Origin of the sequence: Pseudoalteromonas sp. SG45-1, assembly GCF_014164135.1 — a bacterium.
Taxonomy (GTDB): Bacteria; Pseudomonadota; Gammaproteobacteria; order Enterobacterales; family Alteromonadaceae; genus Pseudoalteromonas; species Pseudoalteromonas distincta.
Window position 1 is genome coordinate 1 of sequence record NZ_JACJEP010000036.1, and the last position, 26,200, is coordinate 26,200.

Sequence of the window (26,200 nt, forward strand, 5' to 3'; positions counted from 1 at the left end):
AGTGTAGCATTTCACTGCGACTTTCTACCGCTGTGGGCACTACGACATTACCAGGCTTCAAATTGTAGAGAGCCCGACTAGAAATAGCCGGGCTTTTTTACGTCTGCAGAAAAGTGAAATACGCGCAGTTAACATCCACTTACAGCAACATCACGTAGGCCGGGCGAGCGTAGCGACTCCCGACGTCAAAAGCATAAAAAACCTCCGCTCGACAATGAGTGGTAGCATTTGTACTGTGGGTAAATAATACCAATTGGTTTAACATCTGACCTGATATAAAAGCTTTAACTATCTGGTCTTGTGATAAGTATTGAACATGAACTTTAAGCCTTTATGTACGTTTTGGGTAGGTTAACTGAAGAGAATAAAAATAGTTAGGTAGAGATTGATACAGAGGTTTTACACATAGAGCTTAAATCTAAGGGGCATGATATTTATTTAATAGTACTTATGGAGTACCTGTATAGACTAACCACGTTATCTACCAGTATTCATTAATTGTTTTATAGGTAGATTGGTAATTAAGGGCTGTTTTAATTTAATATGTATTTACCGTTATTAATTTTTAATCCTAAGATTAACTAAGGGCATATACTTTATATTAAAAAACCATCGACAAGACTTACTGAAAAGTGACTAGGTGCTCTTTCAACTAAAGTTTATTTTGTATTCTCTTGGTTCTAACTAACCATCTATATACGCCAATAAAGAACAATGCAGCAGATCCAAAGCCACTCAGCACCCAAATGACTTTTAAAATGTTACCGCCAATGCTGCCGTCATGTAGAGGGTGTATCCAGTTTTTTATTTTACTAGCCGTACTTTGCTTATCTATATTAAACACGCTCTCTAACTTTCCTGTAAGTGCATTAACCTCTATATAGCTATGTGGAAAGCGATACGAAGGATCGTTTACAGTTTGAAATCTTAATATGTAAATAGCATTTAAGTTTGATGGTGTTTCAATCCAAGCTAAACGCGCATTCGGTAATGCTTTTTCAGCTATTAATACCGCTTGTGATAAAGGAATATCGGTTTGTTTGCTCGGTTGAATTTGTGTTTTTGGTGGGGAGTTTATATCGCTAACTAGAGCGGTTAATATAGGATCTGTTTGTTTTGGAATAGCGAGCATAACACCTGTAACAGTTAAAGCTAGTAGCGGTATGCAGAAGGTTAAACCAATTAGTTTATGCCAGTCGTATAGCAAACCTATTTTAGAGCTACGAGATTTAAATTTTAGTGCCTTTACCCACTGCCCAGGCTTTGGAAACCAAGCAAAGAATCCAGAGATAAGAAGAACTATTGAGGCTATGCCTATATAGCCAACAACGAGAGTGCCCGTTGCTCCTGTTAGTAATGAAAAATGTAAGTTGTACATCCAAGTTACTAAGTATTTTCCCCAATAGTTTTTACGTATTACTTTATCACTACTGCTAGATAGCCATACCATTAAGGGGGCAAAGCCTTGCTCTTTTGTTTCTATTGGATTGTAGTATCGCGCGGGAATTATTGAGTTTATACCTGTGTTTTCTAATCGCCATGGCCCTTGCTTTGAAGGGAAATTGGCTCTTAGCGTATTATATGCTTGATCCCAATTAGGCGTTTTTATGTTTGTAGTAGCGTCATTTGCTGGATTTAGCAGTAAGTCTATTTGCGGATAGTAAACTAACATAGAGCCAGAAAGAGTGATAATAGTAAGTAAAACACCTACTGATAGGCCTAAGTATAAATGTAACCGCCTGAATGTTTTTCGCCATGAAAGCTTTAGTGTCATTAATTAAATAGCCGTAATGAGTAATGCAGGTTTATTGGGCATTAAGGAATGATTAATTACGCGGTATATTATATGGTTTTTGATATGAGTTGTGCGGCATTTTGTCGCACTTATTAAATTAGGTATTTAGAAAGTAAAACGCCAGCCCTTGGCTGGCGTTAAAATACAAGCTTGAAGCTTATTTAAGCTTTAGGCCCTGCATTTTTTATATCGTCTGATACGTCATACTTAGCAAAGTTTTCAGTGAAGTCAGCGGCAAGTTTTGCTGCATATTCATTGTACTTAGCTTTATCTTCCCACGTATTTATAGGATTAAGTAAATTAGTATCTACATCTGGAACTGCTACCGGTACATCTAGGTTTAAAACATCAATGTGCTGAGTTTCAACACCGGCTAATTTACCAGATACGATTGCATCAACTACTGCGCGAGTAGTCGGAATATCAAAGCGCTTACCTGTGCCGTAAGGACCGCCAGTCCAACCTGTATTGACAAGGTATACTTTAGCGCCAAACTCGCGTACGCGCTTCATAAGAAGCTCAGCGTAAACACCTGCAGGACGTGGGAAGAATGGCGCACCAAAGCAGGTTGAAAACGTTGATTCAATATCGCTAGTAGAGCCAATCTCAGTTGAGCCAACTTTAGCTGTGTATCCACTTAAAAAGTGAAAAGCAGCAGCTTCTTCGCTAAGAACAGATACCGGTGGTAATACACCGCTTACATCACAAGTTAAAAATACAACAGCTTTTGGTTCGCCTGCGCGGTTTTCTACTTTACGTTTTTCAACATGTTCAAGTGGATATGCTGCACGGCTATTTTGAGTAAGGCTAGTGTCGTTAAAATCTGGAACGCCTTTTTCATCTAGCACTACATTCTCTAAAATAGTACCAAAGCGAATTGCATTCCAAATTACAGGTTCGTTCTTTTGTGACAGGTCGATACATTTAGCATAGCAACCGCCTTCAATATTAAACACGCTTCCAGGTGCCCAACCGTGTTCGTCATCACCAATTAAAAAGCGAGTAGGATCTGCTGAAAGAGTTGTTTTGCCCGTACCAGATAAACCGAAGAATAATGCTGTATCACCTGCTTCACCAACGTTAGCAGAACAGTGCATTGGTAATACACCTTTTGCTGGTAGTAGGAAGTTTTGTACAGAGAACATCGATTTTTTCATTTCACCGGCGTAGCGCATACCTGCTAGTAATACTTTACGCTGTGCAAAGTTAATAATAACGGTGCCATCGCTATTTGTGCCATCACGTTCCGGCTCGCATACAAACGAAGGAACGTTCATTACTTGCCATTGTGGTAAGTTTGAGGCGTTATAGTTTTGTGGTTCGATAAACATGTTTTTGGCAAAAATATGGTGCCACGCTGTTTCTGTAGTTACGACTACAGGTAGATAATGCTCAGGGTCAGCGCCAACTTCTAGGTGAGAGGTGAAGTGGTCATTACTTTGAACATGTGCTTCTACGCGAGCCCATAATGCGTCAAATTTTTCTGCATCAAATGGGCGGTTAACGTTGCCCCATTGAATGTCATCTTGAGTTGTTGCTTCTTGAACAATAAAACGATCTTTTGGTGAACGGCCAGTTCGTTTTCCTGTAATTGCAACAAAAGCACCATTTGCGGCTAAAGTACCTTCGCCACGGCGGATCGCATGCTCGACAAGTTCAGCTGCGGTTAAATCGACAAAACGTGTAGCGCCTGTAGTCATGTTTATACCTAACTATAATGTGTGAGAGTTTGAACGGGATAGCTCTGGGGTTATCAGTGCCCTTAAGCTGAAATTATAGTAACAGAAGGTTTTGAGATATTCGAGCCCGTAAAGCCTCTAAAAACACATATATTTGCTAAAAAACATGAATAATTTCAATGATACCGGTGTCAGTAAATTAACAAAGTTCATGACACCGGTATCATCTTTTTATAATATAAAACCGCATATTTTGCGGCTTTAATTACTATATATAAATGAAGCTGAATATTTAGTTGAAAATGCTTTTTATATCTTGCTCGTTAAAAACATACTCTTTTAAACAGTAATGACAGTTAATATTAACAGACCCTTTTTCGGTTACGTCTTTAAGTAGTTCTTCTTGTCCAATATTAACAAGTGCAGTAATTGTTTTATCACGACTACAACCGCATTTGAATTTAATCGCTTGAGGCTCAAATACACGAGGGTTATCTTCGTGGTAAAGACGTGTAAGGACTGTATTTGCATCAAGATGTAACAACTCTTCATCTTTAATGGTGTTACTTAATGCTTCTAAGTGCGCAAAGTCTTCAATTGATTTTTGTTTATCAACTGGGAGTACTTGTAAAAATAGACCACATGCTTTTGCGCTACCTTCAGTTGTGTCGGTTGCAAACCAAAGACGTGTCTTTAATTGTTCTGATTGCTCAAAGTAACTTTCTATACATTCACTCAGAGTATCGTGCTCTAAGGGCACTATACCTTGGTAACGTTCACCCTTACTTGGTGTAATAGTGATCACCATATAGCCTTGGCCAATAAGCTCTTTTACAGTTGTACCCGTAATTTCGCTTTGCAGGCGTGCAATACCACGCATGTTTTGTTTGTCATCACCATTTATAACAGCATATTTGACAGGGCCATCACCTTGAAGCTGTACTGCAATTTCACCTTCAAACTTTAAAGTTGCGGTTAGTAAACAGGTTGCAACGAGTAACTCACCAAGTAATGCTTTAACAGGGTCTGGGTAATTATGGTCGGCAATCATTTCATTATAAGCACTCTCGATTTGTACGAGTTCGCCACGAACATCTAGTTCGTTGAATAAATAACGGTGAAGTAAATCTTGTTGCATGAGCGGCTATACCTAACTTGATTTCATTTTTAAAAGTTCGCGTCTTTGCTTTTTATCCGGTTTTTTATCCGGATGAGGAGCAAAAAAACTGTTATTTTTGCGTGCGATGCTGTTTTCTTCGCGTTTAGCAATACTTGCATCAGATTCTTGATACATGGTCTGTGCAATGGGGGCGCTTTGACGTTTTTCAAGCACTGTGAGTATAGTTATCAGTTTTTCATCTACACCCTGAGCAAGTTTTACTTTTGCACCAACATCTACTATTTTGCTCGCTTTTGTACGTTGGCCATTATAATGTACTTTGCCGCCTTGCACCATTTCACGTGCAACAGCACGAGTTTTATAAAATCGTGCAGCCCATAACCATTTATCTAATCGAACTTTTAACTCATCTGCATGGTCTGAGTTGGTATTAGCATTACTTTTTTTACTCATAAGGCATTTCCCCACGTTTTTATAGCTTAAAATTTATCATGAAATCATCGTAGGATGAAGGTATTACAACAGCCGTTTACTTTTTGTACTACTATGTAAAGTTAATTTAATCTGTTTACAAAGTTTAATATTAGTGTGCTTGTTGAAAGAAAAATGAAAGGGTACTATGGGTACGCGCTAACGCAGTAAATTAAAATAAGAACACTATTTATGGAACAGCAAATCCAACAACTAAAACAATTTTTAACGCGGTTACCGCATGCTAAATTAAGTGCATTAGTGACACTGTTAGTTGTTGTTTATCTTGCATTTTTATTATCAAAGCTTGTCTGGCTTTTATGGCCGAAACCACCAGTAACTCTACTTACTCCTACTCATTATGCTAATCAGCCATCTGGTGCGAGCAATAACTCAGCGCAGCATATTATTGAGCAATTTTTATTTGGTAAAAAAACTGTAACAAACAACAATAATACTGCAAAACAATCGCAGGTTATAAATAATGCGCCAGAAACACGCCTAAGTATTAATTTAACCGGTATTGTAGCTGTTAATAATGATGACCAAGCAGGCATAGCAATTATTGAATCACAAGGTAAGCAAGTAAGCTACCTTGTTGAAGAAGTTGTACTTGGCACGCGCGCTGAAGTAGCGCAGATACTGCCTGATCGTGTTATTTTAGGTATTAATGGAGGTTTTGAAACATTAATGCTTGATGGGCTCGATTTTAGTAAAAAAGTATCTATGCCTGTACTCGCTGCGCGTGACGATGCCGAAATGGGTCCGCAAAAATTAGAGCCAAGTGAATTACAAATAGACGCCACTGCAGACCCAGACGTTAAAGAAGCAATTATAGAAACACGTGAAGAGTTACTCGAAGAACCGGGCAAGTTATTTGACTATATACGTGTTTCACAGGCTATGAATGATGGTGAACTAATTGGATATCGCTTAAGTCCAGGTAAAGAACCTGAACTGTTTAAGCAAATGGGATTAAAAAATAACGATTTGGCTATTTCTATAAATGGCTATCAATTAACAGATTTAAAACAGGCTATGTCAGCTATTAACGAGCTGCGTAATAGTACAGATGCCAATATCACTATAGAACGTGATGGTGAACAAATTGATGTGCAATTTAGTCTGCAATAATTTAGCTTTGGAGTTTTAATATAATGGTTCAGGTGCTACACCTCAAAAAAATTAAAAAAGGGTTAGCTAAGTACGCGGCACTTTTTTTGGCGGCAAGTATTTCTTTGTCTGTTTCTGCTGTTGAATATGCTGCTAACTTTAAAGGCACTGATATCAACGAGTTTATTAATATTGTTGGTAAAAATCTCAATAAAACAGTAATTATTGACCCTAACGTGCGCGGCAAAGTAAATGTTCGCAGTTATGAGTTAATGGACGAAGCGCTTTATTACCAGTTCTTCTTAAATGTATTGGAAGTTTATGGCTACTCAGCTGTTGAAATGGACAATGGCATTCTTAAGGTAGAAAAAAGTTCAGACGCCAAAAAATCAAATGTGCCACTTATTACCGAAGGTAACGAAGCTAGCGGCGATATGATGATTACACGTGTTGTACGTGTCAAAAATGTGAGCGTACAAGAACTAGGCCCTTTAGTTCGTCAATTTAGCGATCAAAAAGATGGCGGCCATGTTGCTAACTTTAATGCGGCTAACGTAATGATGTTAACGGGGCATGCTGCATCGGTTAATCGCTTAGTTGAGATTATTCGCTCTGTTGATCAGGCGGGTGATAAGCGTGTAGACATTGTTAAGCTTAAATATGCAACAGCAGATGATGTTGTCTCTGTGGTAGACAATATTTATAAAGACAGCGGCAAAGGCAGCGTACCTGAGTTTTTAATTCCAAAAGTAGTCGCTGATGGCCGAACTAATAGCGTTATTGTAAGTGGTGAAGGCCAAGCACGTACACGTGCTATTGAGCTCATTAAACGCTTAGATGGTGAGCTAGAAAGCCAAGGTAACACCAAGGTGTTTTACTTAAATTATGCTAAAGCTGAAGATTTGGTCAAAGTATTGCAGGGTGTTAGTAAGTCCCTTGTTGAAGATGCACAAGGCGGTACTACTAAAACTCGTAGCAGAAGTAACAACGAAAGCAGTATAGAAGCTCACCCAGATTCAAATTCACTAATTATTACCGCACAGCCAGACACAATGCGATCACTTGAATCTGTAATTGAACGCCTTGATATTCGCCGTGCCCAAGTATTAGTTGAAGCCATTATTATTGAAGTAATGGAAGGCGACGGGGTTAACTTAGGGCTGCAATGGATTTCTGAGCAAGGCGGTATGCTGCAGTTTAACAACGGCACTACGGTTCCCGTGGGCTCGTTAGCTGTTGCTGCAGAGCAAGCACAAGATGTAACTGTTACTAAAAATATAATAGGAACAGAATCTGGTACTGTAACGCCATATACGGAAACAACAGAAGGTGATTATGGTCCATTAGCCTCCTTACTTAGTGGCATTAATGGTTTAGCGCTGGGCGTTGTTAAAAATGATTGGGGCGCAATTATTCAGGCTGTTGCCACTGATACAAATTCAAATATATTGGCTACCCCTTCTATTACTACAATGGATAACGAAGAAGCTTCTATTTTAGTCGGTCAAGAAGTGCCTATTATTACAGGCTCACAAACGGGCAGTAATAATGCTAACCCATTTCAAACAGTTGAGCGTCAAGAAGTCGGTATTAAACTGATAGTTACGCCACAGATTAACGATGGTTCTGCAGTACAACTTACTATTGAGCAAGAAGTATCAAGTGTAAGTGGTGCAACTGCTGTTGATATTTCAGTTAACAAACGTGCAATTAAAACAACGGTTATGGCCGATGATGGCGGTATGGTTGTACTTGGCGGTTTAATTGACGAAGACGTACAAGAAAGTGTTTCTAAGGTACCGTTATTAGGCGATATCCCTATTTTAGGTCACCTGTTTAGATCAACAAATACAACGCGCCGTAAACGTAATCTTATTGTATTTATTCGCCCAACCATTATTCGTGATGGTGTAAGCATGAATAAGTTAAGCTTTAATAAATATAACTTTATTCGTGGTGAGCAGTTTAAACAAAAAGAAGATGGTATTGAGTTAATGCCAATGACTGATACGCCTATTTTACCTGAGTGGAATGACGAACTAGTACTTCCACCTACGTATGAAGAGTCTCTACGTAAACAAAATGCACAAGAGCGTAAAGATGACTAATGCGATTCAAGAGATAAACCAAGATGTGGTTCATCCTCAAACGCATAATCAGGATGAGCTATTAACGAGTGATGTGTTAGTTGAGTTACCAGCAAAGCGTTTGCCATTTTCCTATGCAAGACGCGCAGGTGTGTTGCTTGGTAAAAACAAAGATCATCGTATAGTTTACTACCGTGGTGAGCTAGATGTTGAAGTACTATTAGAAGTACGCCGTATCGCAGGCCATGGTTTTACCCTTGAGCAATTGGATGATGATAAATTTGAGCTATTGCTTGAAGCGTCATACCAACGTGATAGCTCTGAAACGCAACAAATGATGGAGGATATTGGCAACGAGGTTGATTTATTCTCACTTGCTGATGAGCTCCCGCAAACTGAAGATTTACTTGCTGGTGACGATGATGCACCAATCATCAAGCTTATTAACGCCATGCTAAGTGAAGCGATTAAAGAAGGGGCTTCTGATATTCATATCGAAACCTTCGAGCAAGAGCTTGTTATTCGCTTTAGGGTCGATGGCGTGCTTAAAGAAGTACTTAAGCCTAATCGTAAACTTGCATCGTTACTTGTATCTCGTATTAAAGTAATGGCTAAGCTTGATATAGCTGAAAAACGTATTCCACAAGATGGTCGTATTAGCTTACGTATTGCAGGGCGTGCAGTTGATGTGCGTGTATCTACAATGCCATCGAGTTTTGGTGAGCGCGTAGTACTGCGTTTACTTGACAAAAACAACGCGCGCTTAAACCTTGAAGATTTAGGTATGACCGCAGAAAATCGCGCTTTGTTTTCAGATTTAATTAGTAAACCCCACGGCATTATTTTGGTAACAGGGCCTACGGGCTCTGGTAAAAGTACCACTTTATACGCTGGTATGAGCCAAATTAACTCACGCGATCGTAATATTCTTACCGTTGAAGATCCGATAGAGTACGAAATTCCAGGCATTGGGCAAACACAAGTTAATGCAAAAGTTGATATGACATTTGCACGTGGTTTACGTGCAATATTACGTCAAGATCCTGATGTAGTAATGGTGGGTGAAATACGCGATCTTGAAACTGCGCAAATTGGTGTTCAAGCGTCACTTACCGGTCACCTTGTTATGTCTACTCTGCATACTAATACTGCATCGGGTGCAATTACACGTATGGAAGATATGGGTGTTGAACCATTCTTACTTTCATCGTCGTTACTCGGTGTATTGTCGCAACGCTTAGTACGTACGTTATGTAATACCTGTAAAGAGGGTCACACGGCTGATGAGCATGAATGCCAGCTGTTAGGGGTTCCTTTTGAAAGCCAACCGACAATCTATCGAGCGGTGGGGTGTGAAGAGTGTAACTTTAATGGTTACCGTGGTCGTACAGGTATTCATGAGTTACTTGTAGTTGATGAAACCATACGCGAAATGATTCACAACGGTAAAGGCGAGCAAAGCGTAGAAAAATACATTCGCAAGCGCAGCCCAAGTATTCGTCAAGATGGGTGTAGCCGTGTACTGGCAGGCAAAACAACACTTGAAGAAGTATTGCGTGTTACCCGTGAGGAAGGTTAACTATGGCGGCGTTTGAATATCGTGCCTTAGATGGCCGAGGTAAAGAAAAAAAAGGCATTTTAGAAGCTGATACGGCTAAACAAATCCGCCAAACTTTACGTGATCAAAAACTAACGCCGCTTGAAGTTGTTCCTGCGGCGCAAAGTGATAAACAGGTCAAAGGCGAAAAAGCCCCTTTACTCGGTGGCTTTTTTAAGCCGACAATTTCAACCTCAGACTTAGCATTAATTACAAGGCAATTAGCAACACTTATTCAATCGGCACTTCCTGTTGAAGGCGCTGTTATGGCGGTTGCTGAGCAATGCGAAAAGCCGCGTTTAAAGCGGATGCTTATGTCGGTACGCTCAAAAGTAGTTGAAGGTTACACCCTTGCCGATGGTCTTAGTGAGTTTCCTCATGTTTTTGACGATTTATATCGTGCAATGGTAGCCGCAGGCGAAAAGTCGGGGCACCTTGACCAAGTTCTTAATCGTTTAGCCGACTATACCGAGCAGCGCCAACATATGCGTAGCCAAATAACTCAGGCTATGGTTTACCCTATTATATTAGTGGTATTTGCAATTGGTATTGTGTCGGTATTACTGGGCACCGTAGTACCAAAAATATTAAAAACGTTTGAAAAAACGAAACAAGTACTTCCTTGGACAACCGAATGGGTTATGGCTGGCAGCCATTTTGTGCAAAATTATTGGTTTATTAGTTTAATAGCGATTACAGCTATAGCCATTGGTATTAAGCATGCACTTAAGCAGCCTAAAATACGTTTTTGGTGGGATGACCGAGTGCTACATATGCCAGGTATAGGTAAAGTGGCTCGTGGTATTAACACCGCACGTTTTGCGCGTACTTTAAGTATTTTATCGTCAAGCTCGGTACCATTACTTGAAGGAATGCGTATCTCGGGTGGCGTATTAATCAACGAAAAAATTAAAAAAGCGGTTGCAGATGCATCCGACAGAGTGAGTGAGGGTGCAAGCTTAAGAGCTGCACTTCAGCAAACTAAGTTGTTTCCACCAATGATGCTGCATATGATAGCAAGTGGTGAAAAATCAGGTGAACTAGAGCAAATGTTAGAGCGTGCTGCAAATAACCAAGATCGCGAATTTGAGAGCATGGTTAATGTATCGCTTAAACTACTAGAGCCTGCGATGATCGCCTCAATGGCGGTTATTGTATTATTTATAGTAATGGCAATATTACAGCCAATAATGGCGATGAATAAAGCTGTTGGACTTTAAGTTAGAATAAATTTTTAAATATATTAGTGGTTTTACCTAAACCATTTTTACTTAATGTTTTTAGAATAATGAGGTAATTACGTGAATAAACAATCAGGTTTTTCTTTACTAGAAGTGATGGTGGTACTGGTTATCATCGGGATGATTATGTCAATTGTTGCACCTAACATTATGGGACAGCAAGAAGAGGCTGCTATTGATAAAGCACATCTAGATATCCAGCAATTAGAAGATGCAATGAGCTTATACAAGCTTAAAAATAAGAGCTACCCAAGCACAGAGCAAGGTCTTGAAGCGCTAGTTACCCAAACAAGCATTGAACCGGTTCCAAAACGTTTCCCTGATGGTGGCTTTATTAATGAATTACCAGAAGATCCTTGGGGTAATACTTATCAGTTAATTAGCCCAGGTGAAATTGGCAAGTTTGATATTTTTTCTATGGGCCCAGACGGTGAAGCAGGTACTGATGACGATATCGGTAACTGGGACGAAGAAAAACAATAATGCCTAAGTACACCGTTCTGTATGAACATGTTAATGCTAGAGGCTTGCTATGAAAGCAAGCCTTAAGCAGCGCCATGCAAAAAGCAGAGGCTTTAGTTTAATAGAAATTTTAGTGGTATTAGTGATCATCGCTTTTGCCACCAAAATGGTGGTATATAGCTTAGAAGGCGGTGCTGAGGAGGAGTTAGATACTCAAGCACTAAGGCTGCATACCACCATTAATATGGCATCGGAATTTGCTATTTTAAACCAAGTTGAATTGGGCTTATTAGTAGAAGAAAATACATTAGAGTATTTAGTTTTCGATGGTGAAAAGTGGATTACTTTTGACCGTGAAAATCTTTTTAAACCAATAGAATTAGATGAAAGATTAAAGCTCACGCTTAACTTAGAAGATTTAGCGTGGGCGCAAGATAACCTCTTAGAGCAATCTAACTGGCGCGAGCTTATGAGTGGCGGCGATGAAGACAGTTTACTTGAGCTTAAAAAGTTAAAAATACCACAAGTACTTATTTTGTCATCAGGTGAGGTAAGCGCGTTTCAACTTGTATTAGAGTTAAAAGAGCAAAGCGAACCTGTGTATTACATTGAAGGTGAATTTACTGCACCAGTAAACTTTCGCCGAGAGCCAGAATAATGAAGCGCACTAAAGGGTTTACCTTATTAGAGGTGTTAGTGGCATTAAGTATTTGTGCCATGGCGGGTATAGCTGCAATGCAAGCAACAAGCGAGCATATTCACCACTTAACGACTATTGAAGAGCAAACCTATGCATCTTGGGTCGCCGAAAACGTTATTATTGAACAGCGTACTAAAGGCGAACAATGGCAAGGTAAAAATAACCTTAAAGGCAGCGAAGTAATGGGCGGTGTTGAATGGTTTTGGCAGCAAGAAGTTACAGCCACAGCTGACAAAAGCTTTGTAAAACTAACCATAAATGTTTTTACGGATGAAAAATATGAGCATTCAGCATATGAGTTATCAACGTATTTAAATAAAGGCAAAAAGTAAGTGAAGCAGCGCGGGTTTACATTACTTGAAGTTATGGTTGCACTGGGTATTTTAGCTTTTGTTATTATTGCTACTCATCAAATACTCGAGACGACAACAAGAGCAAAAGATGCCTCCGATGAAAAGATTGCTGAGCTAAATGGATTGCAAACAACATTTAGATTAATGGATCAAGATTTTAGCCAAATGACCAAACGCTCAGTTCGCAATGAGTCGGGTGATGTTCAAGAACAATATTTACTTGCTGGTCGTTACGTTTTAGAAAGCCAATACGATGGTATTGCGTTTGTACGAGATGGCTGGATAAATCCAATTAATTTATTGCCACGTTCAGAACTACAAGCCGTTGGTTATAGAGTGATAGACGATAACCTTGAGCGTGTTTATCGGGTTTATGTTGATCAGCTTGATAATATGGAACCGCGAGTTCAACGTGTACTAGAAAATGTTGAAGAACTTAAGTTTGAGTTTTTGGATGATAAAAACGAATGGCAAGAACAGTGGGAAATTAAAGCTCTCCCTAAAGCGGTTGCTGTTACGTTGCAACAAATAGAAGCAGAGCCAATTCGTCGTGTATTTTTAGTTCCTGGGCAAGGCAAAGTTGTTGCTACACAAAGTACGGATGTGAATAATGGTTAAGCACCAATCATCGCGCGGCGCAGCACTTGTTATTGTTTTGTTTATTGTGGCATTAGCGGCTATTTTAGCAGTAGAAATGAGTGCTAATTTAATGGTTCAAGTGCAAAAAAGCACAAACTTGCAAGGTCACCAACAAGCTAAATGGTACGCCTACGGTGCAGAAGAGCTTGCTATTAAAGGGCTAATACAAAGTAAAAAAGATGATGCCGATAAAACAACACTCGATCAAGTGTGGGCAACTCAAGGTGATGCTTCATACCCTGTTGATAACGGCACGTTAAGTGGCAAAATTACTGATTTACAAGCATGTCTAAATTTAAATGCTTTAGCCATAGCGCCAGAAGAAAATAGCGCAAGTAAAACAAACCCTGCACATAAAGCACTATTTGCATTACTTGAAAACATTGAAGATTTACCTGCTGATGAATCAGAAGAGACAATGGCAGATAGCGTATTTGATTGGCTTGATGAGAACAGTATTACGTATCGCTCAGGCGCAGAAGAAGACGAGTACTTATCGCGAGATTTTCCGTATATGACAGCCAATAGCTTATTTGCATCAACATCGGAGCTGCGTTTAGTTAAGGGCTTTAACCCATTAGTGATGGAAAAAGTATTGCCATATGTATGTGTAATACCAGGCAGTACACTTTTATCAATTAACGTAAATACATTATTGCCAGAGCAAGCGCTCATACTCAGTGCCTTGATAGAAAGCTTAAGCTTATCTGGCGCAGAAGCGGTGTTAGGCGCAAGACCGCAAACTGGCTTTGACACCATCGATGAATTTTTTGAACAGGTGAAGCAGCAAGGCGGTACTAATACTGACTCAATAAAAAGTCTATTTAGTATTAAAAGCGAATATTTTAAATTACAAACGCAGGCAAACTTTGTCGACCTGCGTTTTTCGATGACCACATTACTGCACGCTAAAGATGGCGACGTAACGATACTGGCGCGAAAATTTGGAGGCGTACAGTGACAGAAATACTGTTGATCCGCACGGGTCAAACCGAACAAGAATTACTTAACTGGTTAATTTACTCACCACAAGAACAAGAAATAATAGCCAGTGGCGAGTTACCAAATGCAGAGCATTTAAGTGAGCTAAGCGAAAAAGCACTTACCCGAGAAGTTGTCGTGTTATTACCCAGTGATCAAGTGCAATTAAAAACGGTCGCTTTGCCAACAAAATGGAATCGCAAGCTTGAGCAAGCATTGCCATACATGCTTGAAGAAGATATAGCATGTGACGTAGATGAACTGTTTATAGCTGTAGCGCAGCCGACAATGCTTGGTGAGCAACATGCAATTCGTGTAGCAATGACAGACCGTGAATGGTTTGAACAATGGCTTGCATTATTTGCTGAGCATAATCTATCAGTATACAGAATATTACCCGATGCTTTGTTGTTACCGCTTGCAGATGATGGCGCCGTAACTGCTATTGAGCTCAACAACCAATGGTTGTTTAAGCAAGGGCAATGGCATATTAGTGCGGTTGAATCTAGTTGGTTGAATGGCTATTTATCAGCCATGGGTAACCCCGACATTAAACATTTTAGTCCTGCTAATCAGTTTCCTGAAAGCGTTAACTTACAAGCCCAAACAAGCGATTACGACTTACCTTTAGCATTATTTGCAAAACAGTTAGATAGCGTTAATTTTAACTTACGCCAAGGTATGTATCAGCTTAAAAAACAAAGCGCTTTGTGGTGGGGTTACTGGAAAGGCGCCGCAATTATAGCAAGTGTTGCATTGGTTTCTACAATTACAATAAAAGCTATTGAGTTACACCAACTTAATACACAAGTAGAAGTAGCTAAAGCTCAAGTAGTCGACAGATATCAAAAAGCATTTCCGGGAACTAAAGTTCGCCCTAATCTAATTAAAAGCCAAATTAAAGGCGCGTTAGATAAAATACAAGGCTCAAGTGAATCCGGCTTTTTAGACTTAACGACTAATTTGGTTGATGTATTTTCGCAAGTCAGCGAATTTACACCTGAAACACTTCGTTATGACAAACGTCGTAATGAGCTGCGCATTCGTGCACGGGCTAAAGACTTCCAAACTTTTGGTAAAGTAAAAATCATACTTGAAAAGCAAGGTTTAACTGTTGAGCAAGGGTCTTTAAATAATGACGGTGATTATGTCGTAGGTGAAATTAAACTGCGAGGTGCAGTATGAAAAAGCAGTTAATGAAACAGTGGCGTTCGCTTAAAGAGCAAGAACAACAATTGGTAATGGTCGCTGGTGGCGTGTTTATTATTTTTGTTTTAGTAATGGGAATATTTAGGCCATTAAATAACGCGATAGAAAAAGCACAGCAATCTCAAATTAAACAACAAGAGCTATTAGCTTGGGTTGATGACAGTATTGTTAAGCTAAAGGCTGCAGGCAACACCAGTGTTGCTAGCAATACAAATTTAAGCCAAGTGGTAAACTCTACTCGTGGACGCTATAAAATCAATATTAGTAAAATGCAGCCCAGTAGTGATTCACTTCGTTTAACGCTCGACTCAGTAGAGTTTAATCAGTTAATAGAATGGCTAGATGAGCTAGTAAATCAGCATGGTTTAAAAATTGAAAATTTAGATTTAAGTCGCGATGATAAATCAGGCTATGTGCGCGTAAGCCGTTTAGTATTAGAGAATTAATTAATGAAAAAAATAATAACGTTATCGGCTGTCTTTTTAATTAGTTTTATTGTGTTTTATATTATTAAATTACCAGCACATATTGCACTAGATATAGCAAAACCGTACTTTCCAAAGCAATTAGAAGTAGGCCAAACTGTAGGCACTGTTTGGCAAGGTCAAATGATGCAAGTTCGTTTTGATGGTGAACAGTTAAATAATGTGCGCTGGGATATTGCAGGCTGGAAATTATTTACGGGCAAACTAAATGCGAACATAAAATTTGGTAACCCACGAGAACGCAGTGATATTTCGGGTTACGCAGATGTAAGTTATGGGTTTTTTAATAAAAAAGTAATAGTGACTGATGCCCTAGTACGCTCCACTGTAGAGCGTGCAATGCAACGTGTGCAACTTCCTCTGCCTGTTACCGCTAAAGGGCGTGTGATTTTAGAACTTGATGAATACAGCTCAGGCGCACCTTATTGTGATTCACTAAAAGGTGAAATAGCGAGCCCTAATATTGATGTTCAAGGTTTAAATGGATGGTTTAATATTGGACCTCTAGCTGGTAAGTTAAGCTGTAAGTCGGGTGATGTTGCTATATTAATTGACCCAGATAATACGCTTGGCCTTGAGGCAGATGCTACACTTAAAGCTAATTTCGACTTTAGAGTGGCAGGTTATGTAAAACCAGATGCCAGCTTACCTAAAGATGTACATGATGCGGTTAAGTTTTTAGGCCGACCAGATAACCAAGGTCGCTACCCGCTCAACTTTTAATGTTTTAATATAAAGAGTTTTAATGCAAATACCCCAATTTACTGAGTTGCACGCAAAGCAGCTCAGCTCATTTTTAAATACCCAATCTCAAGCAATGACCCTTGTACAAAGCCAAGGCTATTTATTTGGTGTAATTTGTTCGCCTAACCCATTAGATGTACATGAGTGGCTTGAGCAGATATTGCCAAACACAGCTAATGATTTAGATGAAGAAATGCTTTTTTTGTTTATGGCGCTTTATCACAAAATTAGTGAGCAGGTGTTCGAAACTGGATATAAATTACCAGACACATTTGATGCTGAATTTTGTAAGTCGTGGAGTAAAGGCTTCTTAGTGGCGACAAAAGCGTATGCTGAGCCTCTTTTAAATGCTCCCGAGTTGGATGCCGAATTTAAACAAGCATTAGAGAGTGCACTAAGCACACTAAGCTTTTTTGCACTCGACCAGCTAGCAATAGCTCAGATTGCCAAACAAAATAACATGACAATAGAAGCTTTGTGTCAGTATCAGTATGAATCTATGGGTGACTTTGCATTAGGGTTTGCTGAACTAATTGAAGTGGTCGCAATTAATAGCGGCTTGATAACCGACGAGAGTTGGGAAGAGTAATTATTAGAGCTAGGCGCTTAGTTTAATCTAAGTGCCTAGCTCTAATATAATATCCGTACAGCCTTGTTTGCACTTTACTATGCCTTTACCAGGTTCACTGGTGGCTAAATCAAGTGTTAAAACCTCATTACACTTCTCACACTTTAATGTTTTGCCTTGAGCTAATTGCTTGAGCATATTGCGCTGCTTATGAAATGAGTCGCTTGCTTTTTTATTTAATCCTGAAAAATCCACTACTTTGCTCGCTTTTGCTCTAATGCTTCAGTCACTATTTTACATACCGTATTTAAACGGTCGTCATAAAAATAAAGGTTTAAGTCACGCTCACGACAATAGCGTAGGTGAAATAACTGAACAGAGTCATCTGTTGTAAACGTTTTTTCTACATACTCACCTTCAGATTCAGATAGTTTAAGTTGACTGCTGATCCTATTTTTCGCCATATTTGCAGCGGGGCTTCTGTTGACCTTGCTTGCATCACTTAAAAAGCCAATGCCTTCACCTAGTAACCTTTCGCGAGGTTCTTTTATAAGTGGGTGATCGATTGTAAAAAAGGCAAGGATCACAACTACCAAAATAATAAATTTTTTCATGGATACGTAAACCTTGATCTAAGTAGGGTTGAATTACCATGCAGTGTAATAAACTGCATTTTAAAAGCAAGTAACTGGGATGAATAAATTATTAGCAATCTATGCCAGTAATTTTAACCAACATTGTTATAATGGTTAACAGCAGTCAGATATTTCTGAAATATCTGAAAGTATTCGAGAAGGCAATTTATTAAAGTAAATATGCCTAGCAAGTAACTTGCTAACTTTAAGTATAGAGTACTTGAGTATTGCTGGATTTTTATTTCCAAGCGGCGTTGAGGAACTTCGATGGACAAGCAAATTAAAGTAAAGAATATCCCTGTAGAGGTGAAAATCCAAAAACCGGATTTAAGCCGTCAAGATGATAGGTTCAATCCCCGAAATCGTATTTATGTGCGTGCTGTAAAAGGTCTACATCAATTACTTAGACAGCGCATTGGCTTCTTAGGCCTACTTGCGTTTATGTTACTACCTTGGATTAATTTTAATGGCCAGCAAGCTGTGCTGTTTGATCTAATTGGTCAAAAATACAATATTTTTGGTTTAACGCTATGGCCTCAAGATTTTACTATATTAGCGTTTATCTTTATGTTGGCAGCATTTGCGTTGTTTTTAGTGACCACCTTCTATGGACGGGTGTGGTGTGGCTACACATGTCCGCAAACTGTTTGGACTTTTATTTTTATTTGGTTCGAAGAAAAGCTTGAAGGCACGGCTAATCAACGTAAAAAACTCGATCAACGACCCATGAATTTTGATAAGTTTTGGCGTAAGACGGCAAAGCATACTAGTTGGGTATTGTTTTCGTTGTATACCGCAATTTCTTTTGTGGGTTATTTTACGCCAATAAGGGAGTTACTCCCTGACTTTGTAACGTTTGATGTAGGTGGTTATGCACTAGTCAGTATTATTTTCTTTGCTGCGTGTACTTATGGTAATGCCGGTTGGATGCGAGAAATTATGTGTTTACACATCTGTCCTTATTCTCGTTTTCAATCAGCTATGTTTGATAAAGACACATACACCGTAACGTACGACGAAAGCCGAGGTGAAAGCCGTGGTCCTCGTTCACGTAAAGTAGACCATAAAGATTTAGAACTAGGCGACTGTATAGACTGTAACTTGTGCGTTCAAGTGTGCCCAACAGGTATTGATATTAGAAATGGGCTACAAGCTGAGTGTATCAACTGTGGTGCATGTATTGATGCTTGTGATGGCGTAATGGATAAAATGGAATACCCGCGTGGGCTTATTTCATATACGACAGAGCGAAATCTCGAAACCCCAGAAAATAAAACGAATCCACTGCGAGCTAAAATTATTGGTTACACGGTCATACTTGTTGTGCTTACGGGAGCGCTTGTCGCTAATATAGCACTGCGTAAGACAATGGACTTTGATATTATTCGTGACCGAAACCAATTATATCGTGTCGATTTTGATGGTTTAGTAGAGAACACCTATACATTAAAGGTAATTAATAAAGCGCAGTACGAGCAAACCTTTAATATTAAAGTACAAGGGTTAGATAACTTTAAGTATATCGGTAAGCAGTCATTTACTGTGCAGGCAGGGGAATCTCATAACGTACCATTGTCACTTGTAATGGACCCTTATGATTTGAAGGCGCCGATGACTGAGTTTAACTTTGTACTTTCACCGGTAGATGAGCCGGAGGAGACAATATCGCAGTCGAGTAACTTTTTTAAAGCGCGATAATCGCAACTTACCTTAATTAGGTAAGTTGATATAGCAATTAACAAAAGCGGGTATATAACCCGCTTTTATTTTATATAAGAAGAGTATGAGTAAATTTAGTTTTATTGACTTAACACCTGATCTAATACTCGATGCAATAGAAAGCGTAGGTGTGTACGCCGAATCTGGTTTATTAGCGCTCAATAGCTATGAAAACAGAGTGTACCAATTTAAAGCGGATGATGGCCTGCGTTACGTAGTGAAGTTTTATCGCCCAGAGCGCTGGAGTAAAGAGCAAATTCAAGAAGAGCATGACTTTGCATTTGAACTAGCAGAAGCGGAAGTACCCGTTGTTGCCCCTATTTTATATAATGGGCAAAGCTTGTTTGAACACGAAGGGTATTTGTTTGTGTTGTTTCCAAGTGTAGGCGGGCGTTTATTTGAGGTTGATAATTTAGATCAGCTTGATGTAATGGGGCGATTGATTGGCCGTATGCACCAAGTAGCTAAAACAAAACCTTTTACTTATAGGCCAACAGTTACCTGCGAGGAGTATTTGCATACAGCCAAAGTTCATCTTCAAAAAAGTAACTTAGTGCCCATGGGAATAAATACTGCTTTTTATACTATTTTAGATTTAGTGATAGAGCAGGCGCAAAAACAGTATAAAGATGTGCAAAGTATTCGCTTACATGGTGACTGCCACGTTGGTAATATTTTATGGGCAGGTGATGCGCTAATGTTTGTTGATTTAGATGACAGCCGCCAAGGTCCTGCAATCCAAGATTTATGGATGATGCTCAGTGGCGATAGAGCGACGCAACTGTTACAGTTAGACACCCTTGTAAATGCGTATGAAGAGTTTTGTGATTTTGATCACTCTCAACTCAAATTAATTGAACCGCTGCGAGCAATGCGTATTATTCATTATATGGGATGGGTAGCTAAACGATGGAGTGATCCTGCTTTTGTGCGGAACTTTACATGGTTTGCTGATGACAAATACTGGGAGCAACAAATTTTAGCACTGAAAGAGCAACTTGCAGCATTGCAAGAAGCACCGTTAAAGTTATTGCCGTAATATTTTATTTAAAGACAAGTACAACGAGATACAAATGCTTAAAAAATTAAAACTGAGTTTATTACTTTTATGTTTACCATTTGCAGCACTTGCTGCACAGTTTGAAGTTGATAATCAATACACTGTTATAGATGTAGACAAAAGCAAGTCACCGCAAGTAACTGAGTTTTTCTCATTTTACTGTCCACATTGCTTTAAGTTTGAACCAGTAGCAAAAGCAATTGAAAAAGGCTTGCCAGAAGGCGCTGAGTTTATTAAAAACCACGTTAACTTTTTAGGTGGCGTGTCACCACAAGCACAAAGTAATTTAAGCTTTGCTTACTTAATTGCTAAGCAGCATGGTCAGGCGCAAAGTATTAGCGATCAAATTTTTAAAAGTATCCATGTTCAACGTGCACCATTAACTGAAATGAAAGACGTTAAAAAATTACTTGAAGTAAATGGTATTGATAGCGCAACATTTGATCAAGAGATTGCAAGCATGCCTGTTATTTCAGCTGAGCAAGCAATGCAAAACAAACAGAATAAATATTCAAAATTAGGCGCACTTACAGGTGTACCTACTTTTATTGTTAACGATAAATATAAAATAAACCTCAACACCATCAAAAATCAAAAAGAACTTGATGAGTTAGTAGCGTTTTTATTAGCACTATAAATTTCGGAGCATGATAATGATTAAATTAGTTAAAGCAGGTTTGCTTGCAATATTACTTCCTATGGCAGCAACAAGCTTTGCAGCAACGTATGAAGAAGGCGTGCATTACGACGTAGTTTCTGAGCGTGCAACTAAAAAGCCAGAGGTTAAAGAGTTCTTCTCATTTTACTGCCCTGCATGTAATAACATGGAAGCACTAATTGGTGAGTTTAAGCCTAAGCTTGATAAAAACGTTAAATTTAAAAAGAGCCATGTTGATTTTGTAGGTGTACGTGACCCAGAAAACCAACAGATGATGAGCCAAGCACTGGCGACAGCTGAAGTGCTTCCACAAAAAGATCAGATTATTTCTGCAATCTTTAATCATATCCATACAAAGCGCGCTAAATTTAATGAGCTTGCAGATGTAAAAGATATATTTGTAGCGCAGGGCGTTGATGGTGATAAGTTTGATAAGCTGTTTAAAAGCTTCTCGGTACGTACGCTGAGCTCTAAAATGAAACGCGACCAAGACTACTTTAAAGAAAAAGGCGCACTACGTGGCGTACCTACCTTTATTGTAAATGGTAAGTACAAATTAAACCTAGGTCGTGAGTCGGGTATTACTAAACCTGAAGACATTAGCAAATTAATAAATTACTTAGCTAACAAGTAAGTTTAGCTAAAACAAAAAAAAGCTCCTTAAGGAGCTTTTTTTATGGGTAACGTTTACTGAACGTATTTATTTGCGCTGTAAGAAAACGCCCGACTCAATGTGATGCGTATAAGGGAACTGATCAAATATAGCAAAGCGCTTAACGTTATGCGTACGTGTTAAGTGATCAAGGTCACGCTCAAGAGTTTCAGGATTACAGGATATATAAATTATGCTTTCGTAGTTAGCCACTAAGTCACACGTTAATTCATCCATGCCCGCGCGTGGTGGATCAACTAATATGGTTTGGCAGTTATAGCTTTTTAAATCAATACCATCTAAACGAGAGAAAGTACGCTCGCCATTCATTGCTTGAGTAAACTCTTCACTAGACATACGAATAATATCTAAGTTCTCTACGTTGTTTTTAGCAATGTTGTATTGAGCAGAGTGAACAGATGATTTTGATATTTCCGTCGCTAATACTTTATTAAAAGAACCCGCTAATGCAATTGAAAAGTTACCGTTACCACAATACAATTCTAGTAAATCATTTTTAAGTGGTTTACATAAATCTTGTGCCCACTCCAGCATATTAATATTTACTTTTGCATTAGGCTGAGTAAAGCTATTTTCTACTTGTTGATAAATAAGCTCTTGCCCATTAACTGTTAAACGTTCAGTTACAAAGTCATCACCTAGTACTTCTTTTTGTTTGCGAGCACGACCTATAAAGTCAATTTTGTATTTACTGCTAAGCTTTTCTTTCAGTGCTTTAATTTCACTTAACCATTCATCATCCAGTGGTTTGTGATAAAGCAAGCTTACTAAAATTTCACCGCTTAGCGTTGATAGGTAATCGATTTGAAATAACTTACGGCGTAATATTTCACAAGGCTTAAGATTTTCAATCATCACCTGCATTATTTCACCTACTAGAGGCGCTGCTGGGTCAAATGTATCAACACGGATTTTTTCTTTTGTTTGTTGATCAAACATAATGTGAAACAGATCATCACCGTCGTGCCATACTCTAAATTCAGCACGTTGGCGGTAGTTAGTTGGCTCTGAGCTAAATACTTCTAATTGCTCCACACCAAAACGTTGAAACTGCGTACTAATTCGCTGCTCTTTTTCACTTAACTGCGCTTGGTACTGTGTGGTATCTATTTTAATAACTGCCATTAACGCTACTACCTTATCTAAGATCTGTTTATCGGCGCTATTGTAGGGAGCGCTGCGTATTTGTCTAGTTTTGGCTAGCATTTATGCTGTTTTATTGAACATTGTACTTTAGTTTTTGTTGTTATAGCCGATAATAAACTACGCACGCTTAGGAGACGAATCATGAAAATAGGTAATTATGGCTTTACGCCAAACAACAACATCAATAAATTCAATAATAAAGCTGATATACAGCAACCTACAATTACGTCTCCTCAAGATAGCTATCAACAACGAGGCCGAGAGTTGGCCGCAAAGGTGCTTGGCGATAAAATGGCTGAGCAGCTTGGATTACCTATCGCAGAAAAAAAAGCAGATAAACCACTATTTGATTTTGATGAAATAGTAAAAAACGTACTCGATTTTGTAAGTAGTGCTGTAAATAAAGCAAAAGCTAACGGCGCTGATGACGAAAAGCTCAAAGATATGCTAGGCGATGCGCGCAAAGGAGTCCAAATAGGGATTGATGACGCTGTTGATGAACTCAAAGGTACAGGCGTATTTAATGATGACATGGAAGAGGGCATTAATAAGTCCAAAGAGGGAATTTACAATGGGCTGGATAAGTTTGAAGAGTCGTTATTTAACCCACAACCTGCCAGCGTAAATATAAGCCAGGCCCAATACGTCAGTATGACGAGTAATGCAGAGTATAAATTTACTACAGCAGAAGGCGATGAGGTAAGTATTAGCTTTGCTGATGCATTTGAATCTCAATCGGCAAGTGGCTATCAGCAAAATAGTAATAGTGAGTCGTTTGCAAGCTCATCATCGCAATCTCGACAGGTATCATTTTCGATGTCGGTAAATGGTGACTTAAACGAGCAAGAGCAAGAAGCTATTAATGCGATGATGGAAGACTTACAAGATTTAAGTAAAACCTTTTTTGGTGGTGATTTAGATGAAGCATTTGAACAAGCGCAAGAGCTGAGTTTAGACAGCGATCAGCTGGTGGCTTTTTCTATGGATTTACGCCAAACAAAAACAATAGCAACAGTTAAAAGCTATGAAGAATATAAACCAGCACCAGAAAAACAAGTAGCAGAGGGGTTAGCCCCTTTTAATGACGACCTTAAAAATGCTTTTGAAAAAGCGGGTGAGCTTGGATTACAAAATCAGCTAGCTGGCATTCTCCAATGGTTAAATCAAGATCAGGAACAAATAGATAAGTTAGTAGATTATACAAAGTCTATGTTCGAAAACCTTAATCAGTTAAATTCAGCAGCCGACAGGCTTACTGATTTAGAAGCCACGCAAAGTTAAACTACTTTCTTTTATAAAAACCTCATGGCAAACTGCCGATCTTAAAGTAAAGTAGGAACGGTAGTTTGTCAGCGCATATAATGGTCTTTGATTCAGGTATTGGTGGAACTACTGTACTTGAACATATCAAGCAAAGTATCCCCAATGCTCAGTACAGCTATTTTATGGATAATGCATTACTACCTTATGGTGCTCAATCCCAACAAACTATAATTAACCGATTATGTTCACTTATTCATTTCATCAAAGCCAACACGCTTAACGTCGATTTAATTGTAATAGCGTGTAATACAGCTTCTACATCTGCACTCAGCGCTGTTCGCCAAATTACGGATATTCCTATTGTAGGTGTTGTGCCAGCAATAAAGCCTGCGGCAGAATTAACACGCTCAAATCATATTGGCTTGTTAGCCACGCCGGCAACGGTCGCCAGTTCATACACAAAAACATTAATTGCTGAACATGCACGTAATGTAATCGTTAACCTTTATAGCAGTGTTGAATTAGTAACGTTAGCTGAGGAATGCTTTTTTACAGGCTCTTTAGATACAAATAAGTTGTATCAAGTACTCGATGAACTACATATAGATAAAACTATAGATGTACTTGTACTAGGGTGTACGCACTTTCCGATATTAGAAGGGCCGATTAGTCAGTACTTTGAAGGGAATGTAAAATTACTTGATTCAGGTGTAGCGATAGCAAATAGAGTCAACTTCCTACTTAACCAACTTAACTTATGTATGGATAAACAAACAGACATAAAAAAGCCGCTGCAATATTATGCAACGGCTGATGTGTTTAGCAATAAGCTAGCGGTAAAGCTAGTTACACTGACTGATCCGTCTCAGTACGTAGAGCATTAGAATCATCTTCTTGTTTTTGTTTTGCTTCACGTACCTTTAAAGTACGTTGTTGGAACTCGCTATCGTTCAAGTTAGCAATTGCATTGTCTGCATCAGCTTGCGCCATTTCAACAAAACCAAAGCCACGACGTTTGCCAGTATTCTTATCCTTTAATAAACGAACATTGAATACTTTGCCTTGTTCTTCAAATAATGCACGAACCACACCTTCGTTTGCACGATAAGGAAGGTTACCAACATAAAGCGTTTTTGTTTTAACTTCAGCTTCTTCAGTCACATCAGATGATATTGCAGCAATAGCAATCGCACCAATTAATAAACCAGCACCAAATAGTAATGCAGGGTTTAAAGCTAAGCCGCCTAAAGCAAACTCAACAACAACAAAACCAACTACAGCAAGAATAACAGAGAAGATAAAAGATTTTTGATCGGGTAATTTCATTTTAGATCTACCAATAAACAGGAAATAAACATTAATTTAACATTGTGAACTTGCTATCTTAACGCCTAAATCAAACATAGCAATGATATTTGTATTAAATAATAAATAAGAGCATAAAAAAGCATCATCTTAGAGGGGTTTTCATGTGGTTTTACGTGGTTTTGTTCTATTTTTGTTCGAACAGTAAAAAGATCTAAAAAAAGGGTTGATCTGTTTTTGGATCTCCCTATAATGCGACCCCACTGAGACGGGAAACGCCAACGCATAGCGAGGCACGAACTACTCAGAGAGTTAAATAAAACTTCGGTTTTAAATCTTCCAAAAGAAAATTTAAAACAAAGTATTGACTCAAAAAATAAAGGGTGTATTATTCGCATCCCTTGAGACGCTAAAGCGACTCAAAACGTTCTTTAACAATATAAAGCAATCATCTGTGTGGGCACTCGTACAGATTGAGTTCTAACAGCCAACCTACT

Annotated in this window: 27 protein-coding genes; 19 read left to right on the forward strand and 8 right to left on the reverse strand. The window is 38.8% G+C overall.

Going from position 1 to position 26,200, the window contains the following annotated elements; all coding sequences use genetic code 11:
• Positions 1-652 precede the first annotated feature (652 nt).
• From H5117_RS18985 to hslR, 4 genes are all read right to left on the reverse strand, one after another.
• Entirely contained in the window at positions 653-1,774 is a 1,122-nt protein-coding gene (locus tag H5117_RS18985; RefSeq protein ID WP_182738895.1) for a PepSY domain-containing protein, read from the reverse strand.
• Positions 1,775-1,956: 182 nt separating this feature from the next.
• On the reverse strand, positions 1,957-3,495 hold the full coding sequence (locus H5117_RS18990) for a phosphoenolpyruvate carboxykinase (protein WP_182738896.1): 1,539 nt from the start codon (positions 3,493-3,495) through the stop codon (positions 1,957-1,959).
• Positions 3,496-3,766: 271 nt separating this feature from the next.
• On the reverse strand, positions 3,767-4,612 hold the full coding sequence (gene hslO / locus H5117_RS18995; protein WP_182738897.1) for an Hsp33 family molecular chaperone HslO: 846 nt from the start codon (positions 4,610-4,612) through the stop codon (positions 3,767-3,769).
• Positions 4,613-4,624: 12 nt separating this feature from the next.
• On the reverse strand, positions 4,625-5,047 hold the full coding sequence (gene hslR, locus H5117_RS19000) for a ribosome-associated heat shock protein Hsp15 (protein ID WP_024598238.1): 423 nt from the start codon (positions 5,045-5,047) through the stop codon (positions 4,625-4,627).
• Between the two features lie 210 nt (positions 5,048-5,257).
• Between hslR and gspC the strand changes: the two genes are divergently transcribed.
• The 13 genes from gspC (at position 5,258) to H5117_RS19065 (ending at position 17,265) form a co-directional block, all read left to right on the forward strand.
• The gene (gene gspC / locus H5117_RS19005) at positions 5,258-6,199 is read left to right on the forward strand and encodes a type II secretion system protein GspC (RefSeq protein WP_024598237.1); all 942 of its coding nucleotides are present in this window, start codon (positions 5,258-5,260) and stop codon (positions 6,197-6,199) included.
• Between the two features lie 23 nt (positions 6,200-6,222).
• On the forward strand, positions 6,223-8,286 hold the full coding sequence (gene gspD, locus H5117_RS19010) for a type II secretion system secretin GspD (RefSeq protein WP_182738898.1): 2,064 nt from the start codon (positions 6,223-6,225) through the stop codon (positions 8,284-8,286).
• Complete coding sequence (gene gspE, locus H5117_RS19015) at positions 8,279-9,844, forward strand: type II secretion system ATPase GspE (protein ID WP_002962032.1); 1,566 nt, start codon at positions 8,279-8,281, stop codon at positions 9,842-9,844. Before gspD ends, gspE begins: the two co-directional genes overlap by 8 nt.
• Positions 9,845-9,846: 2 nt before the next feature.
• A complete protein-coding gene (gene gspF, locus H5117_RS19020) occupies positions 9,847-11,082 on the forward strand; it encodes a type II secretion system inner membrane protein GspF (protein ID WP_002962033.1) in 1,236 nt (411 codons plus the stop codon).
• A gap of 81 nt (positions 11,083-11,163) precedes the next feature.
• Entirely contained in the window at positions 11,164-11,586 is a 423-nt protein-coding gene (gspG, locus tag H5117_RS19025) for a type II secretion system major pseudopilin GspG (RefSeq protein WP_002962036.1), read from the forward strand.
• A gap of 49 nt (positions 11,587-11,635) precedes the next feature.
• Positions 11,636-12,223 carry a Tfp pilus assembly protein FimT/FimU gene (locus H5117_RS19030; protein ID WP_182692487.1) on the forward strand — a complete coding sequence of 196 codons (588 nt, stop codon included), beginning with the start codon at positions 11,636-11,638 and terminating at the stop codon, positions 12,221-12,223.
• Positions 12,223-12,597 (forward strand): type II secretion system minor pseudopilin GspI, encoded by a 375-nt coding sequence (gene gspI, locus H5117_RS19035; protein ID WP_002962039.1) that lies wholly within the window; start codon positions 12,223-12,225, stop codon positions 12,595-12,597. Before H5117_RS19030 ends, gspI begins: the two co-directional genes overlap by 1 nt.
• On the forward strand, positions 12,598-13,236 hold the full coding sequence (gene gspJ, locus H5117_RS19040) for a type II secretion system minor pseudopilin GspJ (protein ID WP_182738899.1): 639 nt from the start codon (positions 12,598-12,600) through the stop codon (positions 13,234-13,236).
• Positions 13,229-14,218 carry a type II secretion system minor pseudopilin GspK gene (gene gspK / locus H5117_RS19045; RefSeq protein WP_182738900.1) on the forward strand — a complete coding sequence of 330 codons (990 nt, stop codon included), beginning with the start codon at positions 13,229-13,231 and terminating at the stop codon, positions 14,216-14,218. The genes gspJ and gspK overlap by 8 nt, the downstream gene beginning before the upstream one ends.
• Complete coding sequence (gene gspL / locus H5117_RS19050; protein ID WP_154904188.1) at positions 14,215-15,423, forward strand: type II secretion system protein GspL; 1,209 nt, start codon at positions 14,215-14,217, stop codon at positions 15,421-15,423. Before gspK ends, gspL begins: the two co-directional genes overlap by 4 nt.
• Positions 15,420-15,893, forward strand: coding sequence for a type II secretion system protein GspM (gene gspM, locus H5117_RS19055; RefSeq protein ID WP_024596393.1), 474 nt, complete (start codon positions 15,420-15,422; stop codon positions 15,891-15,893). Before gspL ends, gspM begins: the two co-directional genes overlap by 4 nt.
• A 3-nt stretch (positions 15,894-15,896) precedes the next feature.
• Positions 15,897-16,655, forward strand: coding sequence for a type II secretion system protein N (locus H5117_RS19060; protein WP_024596394.1), 759 nt, complete (start codon positions 15,897-15,899; stop codon positions 16,653-16,655).
• A gap of 22 nt (positions 16,656-16,677) precedes the next feature.
• Positions 16,678-17,265: a UPF0149 family protein gene (locus tag H5117_RS19065; protein ID WP_182738901.1), complete on the forward strand. Its 588-nt coding sequence runs from the start codon at positions 16,678-16,680 to the stop codon at positions 17,263-17,265.
• A 27-nt stretch (positions 17,266-17,292) separates the two neighbouring features.
• Here H5117_RS19065 and H5117_RS19070 read toward each other — a convergent pair whose 3' ends face one another.
• The gene (locus H5117_RS19070; protein ID WP_182738902.1) at positions 17,293-17,499 is read right to left on the reverse strand and encodes a hypothetical protein; all 207 of its coding nucleotides are present in this window, start codon (positions 17,497-17,499) and stop codon (positions 17,293-17,295) included.
• Positions 17,499-17,858: a hypothetical protein gene (locus tag H5117_RS19075; RefSeq protein WP_002962051.1), complete on the reverse strand. Its 360-nt coding sequence runs from the start codon at positions 17,856-17,858 to the stop codon at positions 17,499-17,501. Before H5117_RS19075 ends, H5117_RS19070 begins: the two co-directional genes overlap by 1 nt.
• A 288-nt stretch (positions 17,859-18,146) precedes the next feature.
• On the opposite strand from H5117_RS19075, the gene ccoG reads away from it, so the two are divergent.
• The 4 genes from ccoG (at position 18,147) to H5117_RS19095 (ending at position 21,950) form a co-directional block, all read left to right on the forward strand.
• The gene (gene ccoG / locus H5117_RS19080) at positions 18,147-19,577 is read left to right on the forward strand and encodes a cytochrome c oxidase accessory protein CcoG (RefSeq protein WP_182734805.1); all 1,431 of its coding nucleotides are present in this window, start codon (positions 18,147-18,149) and stop codon (positions 19,575-19,577) included.
• 85 nt (positions 19,578-19,662) lie between these two features.
• Positions 19,663-20,637, forward strand: coding sequence for a serine/threonine protein kinase (locus H5117_RS19085; RefSeq protein WP_024591441.1), 975 nt, complete (start codon positions 19,663-19,665; stop codon positions 20,635-20,637).
• A gap of 34 nt (positions 20,638-20,671) precedes the next feature.
• The gene (locus tag H5117_RS19090; protein ID WP_002962054.1) at positions 20,672-21,295 is read left to right on the forward strand and encodes a thiol:disulfide interchange protein DsbA/DsbL; all 624 of its coding nucleotides are present in this window, start codon (positions 20,672-20,674) and stop codon (positions 21,293-21,295) included.
• Positions 21,296-21,311: 16 nt separating this feature from the next.
• Entirely contained in the window at positions 21,312-21,950 is a 639-nt protein-coding gene (locus H5117_RS19095; protein ID WP_002962055.1) for a thiol:disulfide interchange protein DsbA/DsbL, read from the forward strand.
• A 66-nt stretch (positions 21,951-22,016) separates the two neighbouring features.
• On the opposite strand, the gene trmA is transcribed toward H5117_RS19095, so the two are convergent.
• On the reverse strand, positions 22,017-23,114 hold the full coding sequence (gene trmA, locus H5117_RS19100; RefSeq protein WP_182738467.1) for a tRNA (uridine(54)-C5)-methyltransferase TrmA: 1,098 nt from the start codon (positions 23,112-23,114) through the stop codon (positions 22,017-22,019).
• 162 nt (positions 23,115-23,276) lie between these two features.
• Between trmA and H5117_RS19105 the strand changes: the two genes are divergently transcribed.
• A complete protein-coding gene (locus H5117_RS19105; RefSeq protein WP_182197436.1) occupies positions 23,277-24,416 on the forward strand; it encodes a DUF5610 domain-containing protein in 1,140 nt (379 codons plus the stop codon).
• 65 nt (positions 24,417-24,481) lie between these two features.
• On the forward strand, positions 24,482-25,282 hold the full coding sequence (gene murI, locus H5117_RS19110) for a glutamate racemase (protein ID WP_182738903.1): 801 nt from the start codon (positions 24,482-24,484) through the stop codon (positions 25,280-25,282).
• Here murI and H5117_RS19115 read toward each other — a convergent pair.
• Positions 25,245-25,724 (reverse strand): RNA-binding protein, encoded by a 480-nt coding sequence (locus H5117_RS19115; protein WP_024596401.1) that lies wholly within the window; start codon positions 25,722-25,724, stop codon positions 25,245-25,247. The two genes, murI and H5117_RS19115, sit on opposite strands and share 38 nt — an antisense overlap.
• Positions 25,725-26,200: the final 476 nt, after the last annotated feature.

Bases quoted from the DNA above. Each gene is read 5' to 3' on its own strand.
- H5117_RS18985 (WP_182738895.1), bottom strand. From the start codon at position 1,774: ATGACACTAAAGCTTTCATGGCGAAAAACATTCAGGCGGTTACATTTA.
- gspE (WP_002962032.1), top strand. From the start codon at position 8,279: ATGACTAATGCGATTCAAGAGATAAACCAAGATGTGGTTCATCCTCAA.
- H5117_RS19095 (WP_002962055.1), top strand. From the start codon at position 21,312: ATGATTAAATTAGTTAAAGCAGGTTTGCTTGCAATATTACTTCCTATG.
- H5117_RS18990 (WP_182738896.1), bottom strand. From the start codon at position 3,495: ATGACTACAGGCGCTACACGTTTTGTCGATTTAACCGCAGCTGAACTT.
- H5117_RS19075 (WP_002962051.1), bottom strand. From the start codon at position 17,858: ATGAAAAAATTTATTATTTTGGTAGTTGTGATCCTTGCCTTTTTTACA.
- hslR (WP_024598238.1), bottom strand. From the start codon at position 5,047: ATGAGTAAAAAAAGTAATGCTAATACCAACTCAGACCATGCAGATGAG.
- H5117_RS19115 (WP_024596401.1), bottom strand. From the start codon at position 25,724: ATGAAATTACCCGATCAAAAATCTTTTATCTTCTCTGTTATTCTTGCT.
- H5117_RS19030 (WP_182692487.1), top strand. From the start codon at position 11,636: ATGAAAGCAAGCCTTAAGCAGCGCCATGCAAAAAGCAGAGGCTTTAGT.
- H5117_RS19065 (WP_182738901.1), top strand. From the start codon at position 16,678: ATGCAAATACCCCAATTTACTGAGTTGCACGCAAAGCAGCTCAGCTCA.
- gspK (WP_182738900.1), top strand. From the start codon at position 13,229: ATGGTTAAGCACCAATCATCGCGCGGCGCAGCACTTGTTATTGTTTTG.
- trmA (WP_182738467.1), bottom strand. From the start codon at position 23,114: ATGGCAGTTATTAAAATAGATACCACACAGTACCAAGCGCAGTTAAGT.
- H5117_RS19060 (WP_024596394.1), top strand. From the start codon at position 15,897: ATGAAAAAAATAATAACGTTATCGGCTGTCTTTTTAATTAGTTTTATT.
- H5117_RS19085 (WP_024591441.1), top strand. From the start codon at position 19,663: ATGAGTAAATTTAGTTTTATTGACTTAACACCTGATCTAATACTCGAT.
- gspM (WP_024596393.1), top strand. From the start codon at position 15,420: ATGAAAAAGCAGTTAATGAAACAGTGGCGTTCGCTTAAAGAGCAAGAA.
- gspI (WP_002962039.1), top strand. From the start codon at position 12,223: ATGAAGCGCACTAAAGGGTTTACCTTATTAGAGGTGTTAGTGGCATTA.
- ccoG (WP_182734805.1), top strand. From the start codon at position 18,147: ATGGACAAGCAAATTAAAGTAAAGAATATCCCTGTAGAGGTGAAAATC.
- gspC (WP_024598237.1), top strand. From the start codon at position 5,258: ATGGAACAGCAAATCCAACAACTAAAACAATTTTTAACGCGGTTACCG.
- gspF (WP_002962033.1), top strand. From the start codon at position 9,847: ATGGCGGCGTTTGAATATCGTGCCTTAGATGGCCGAGGTAAAGAAAAA.
- H5117_RS19090 (WP_002962054.1), top strand. From the start codon at position 20,672: ATGCTTAAAAAATTAAAACTGAGTTTATTACTTTTATGTTTACCATTT.
- hslO (WP_182738897.1), bottom strand. From the start codon at position 4,612: ATGCAACAAGATTTACTTCACCGTTATTTATTCAACGAACTAGATGTT.
- gspD (WP_182738898.1), top strand. From the start codon at position 6,223: ATGGTTCAGGTGCTACACCTCAAAAAAATTAAAAAAGGGTTAGCTAAG.
- H5117_RS19105 (WP_182197436.1), top strand. From the start codon at position 23,277: ATGAAAATAGGTAATTATGGCTTTACGCCAAACAACAACATCAATAAA.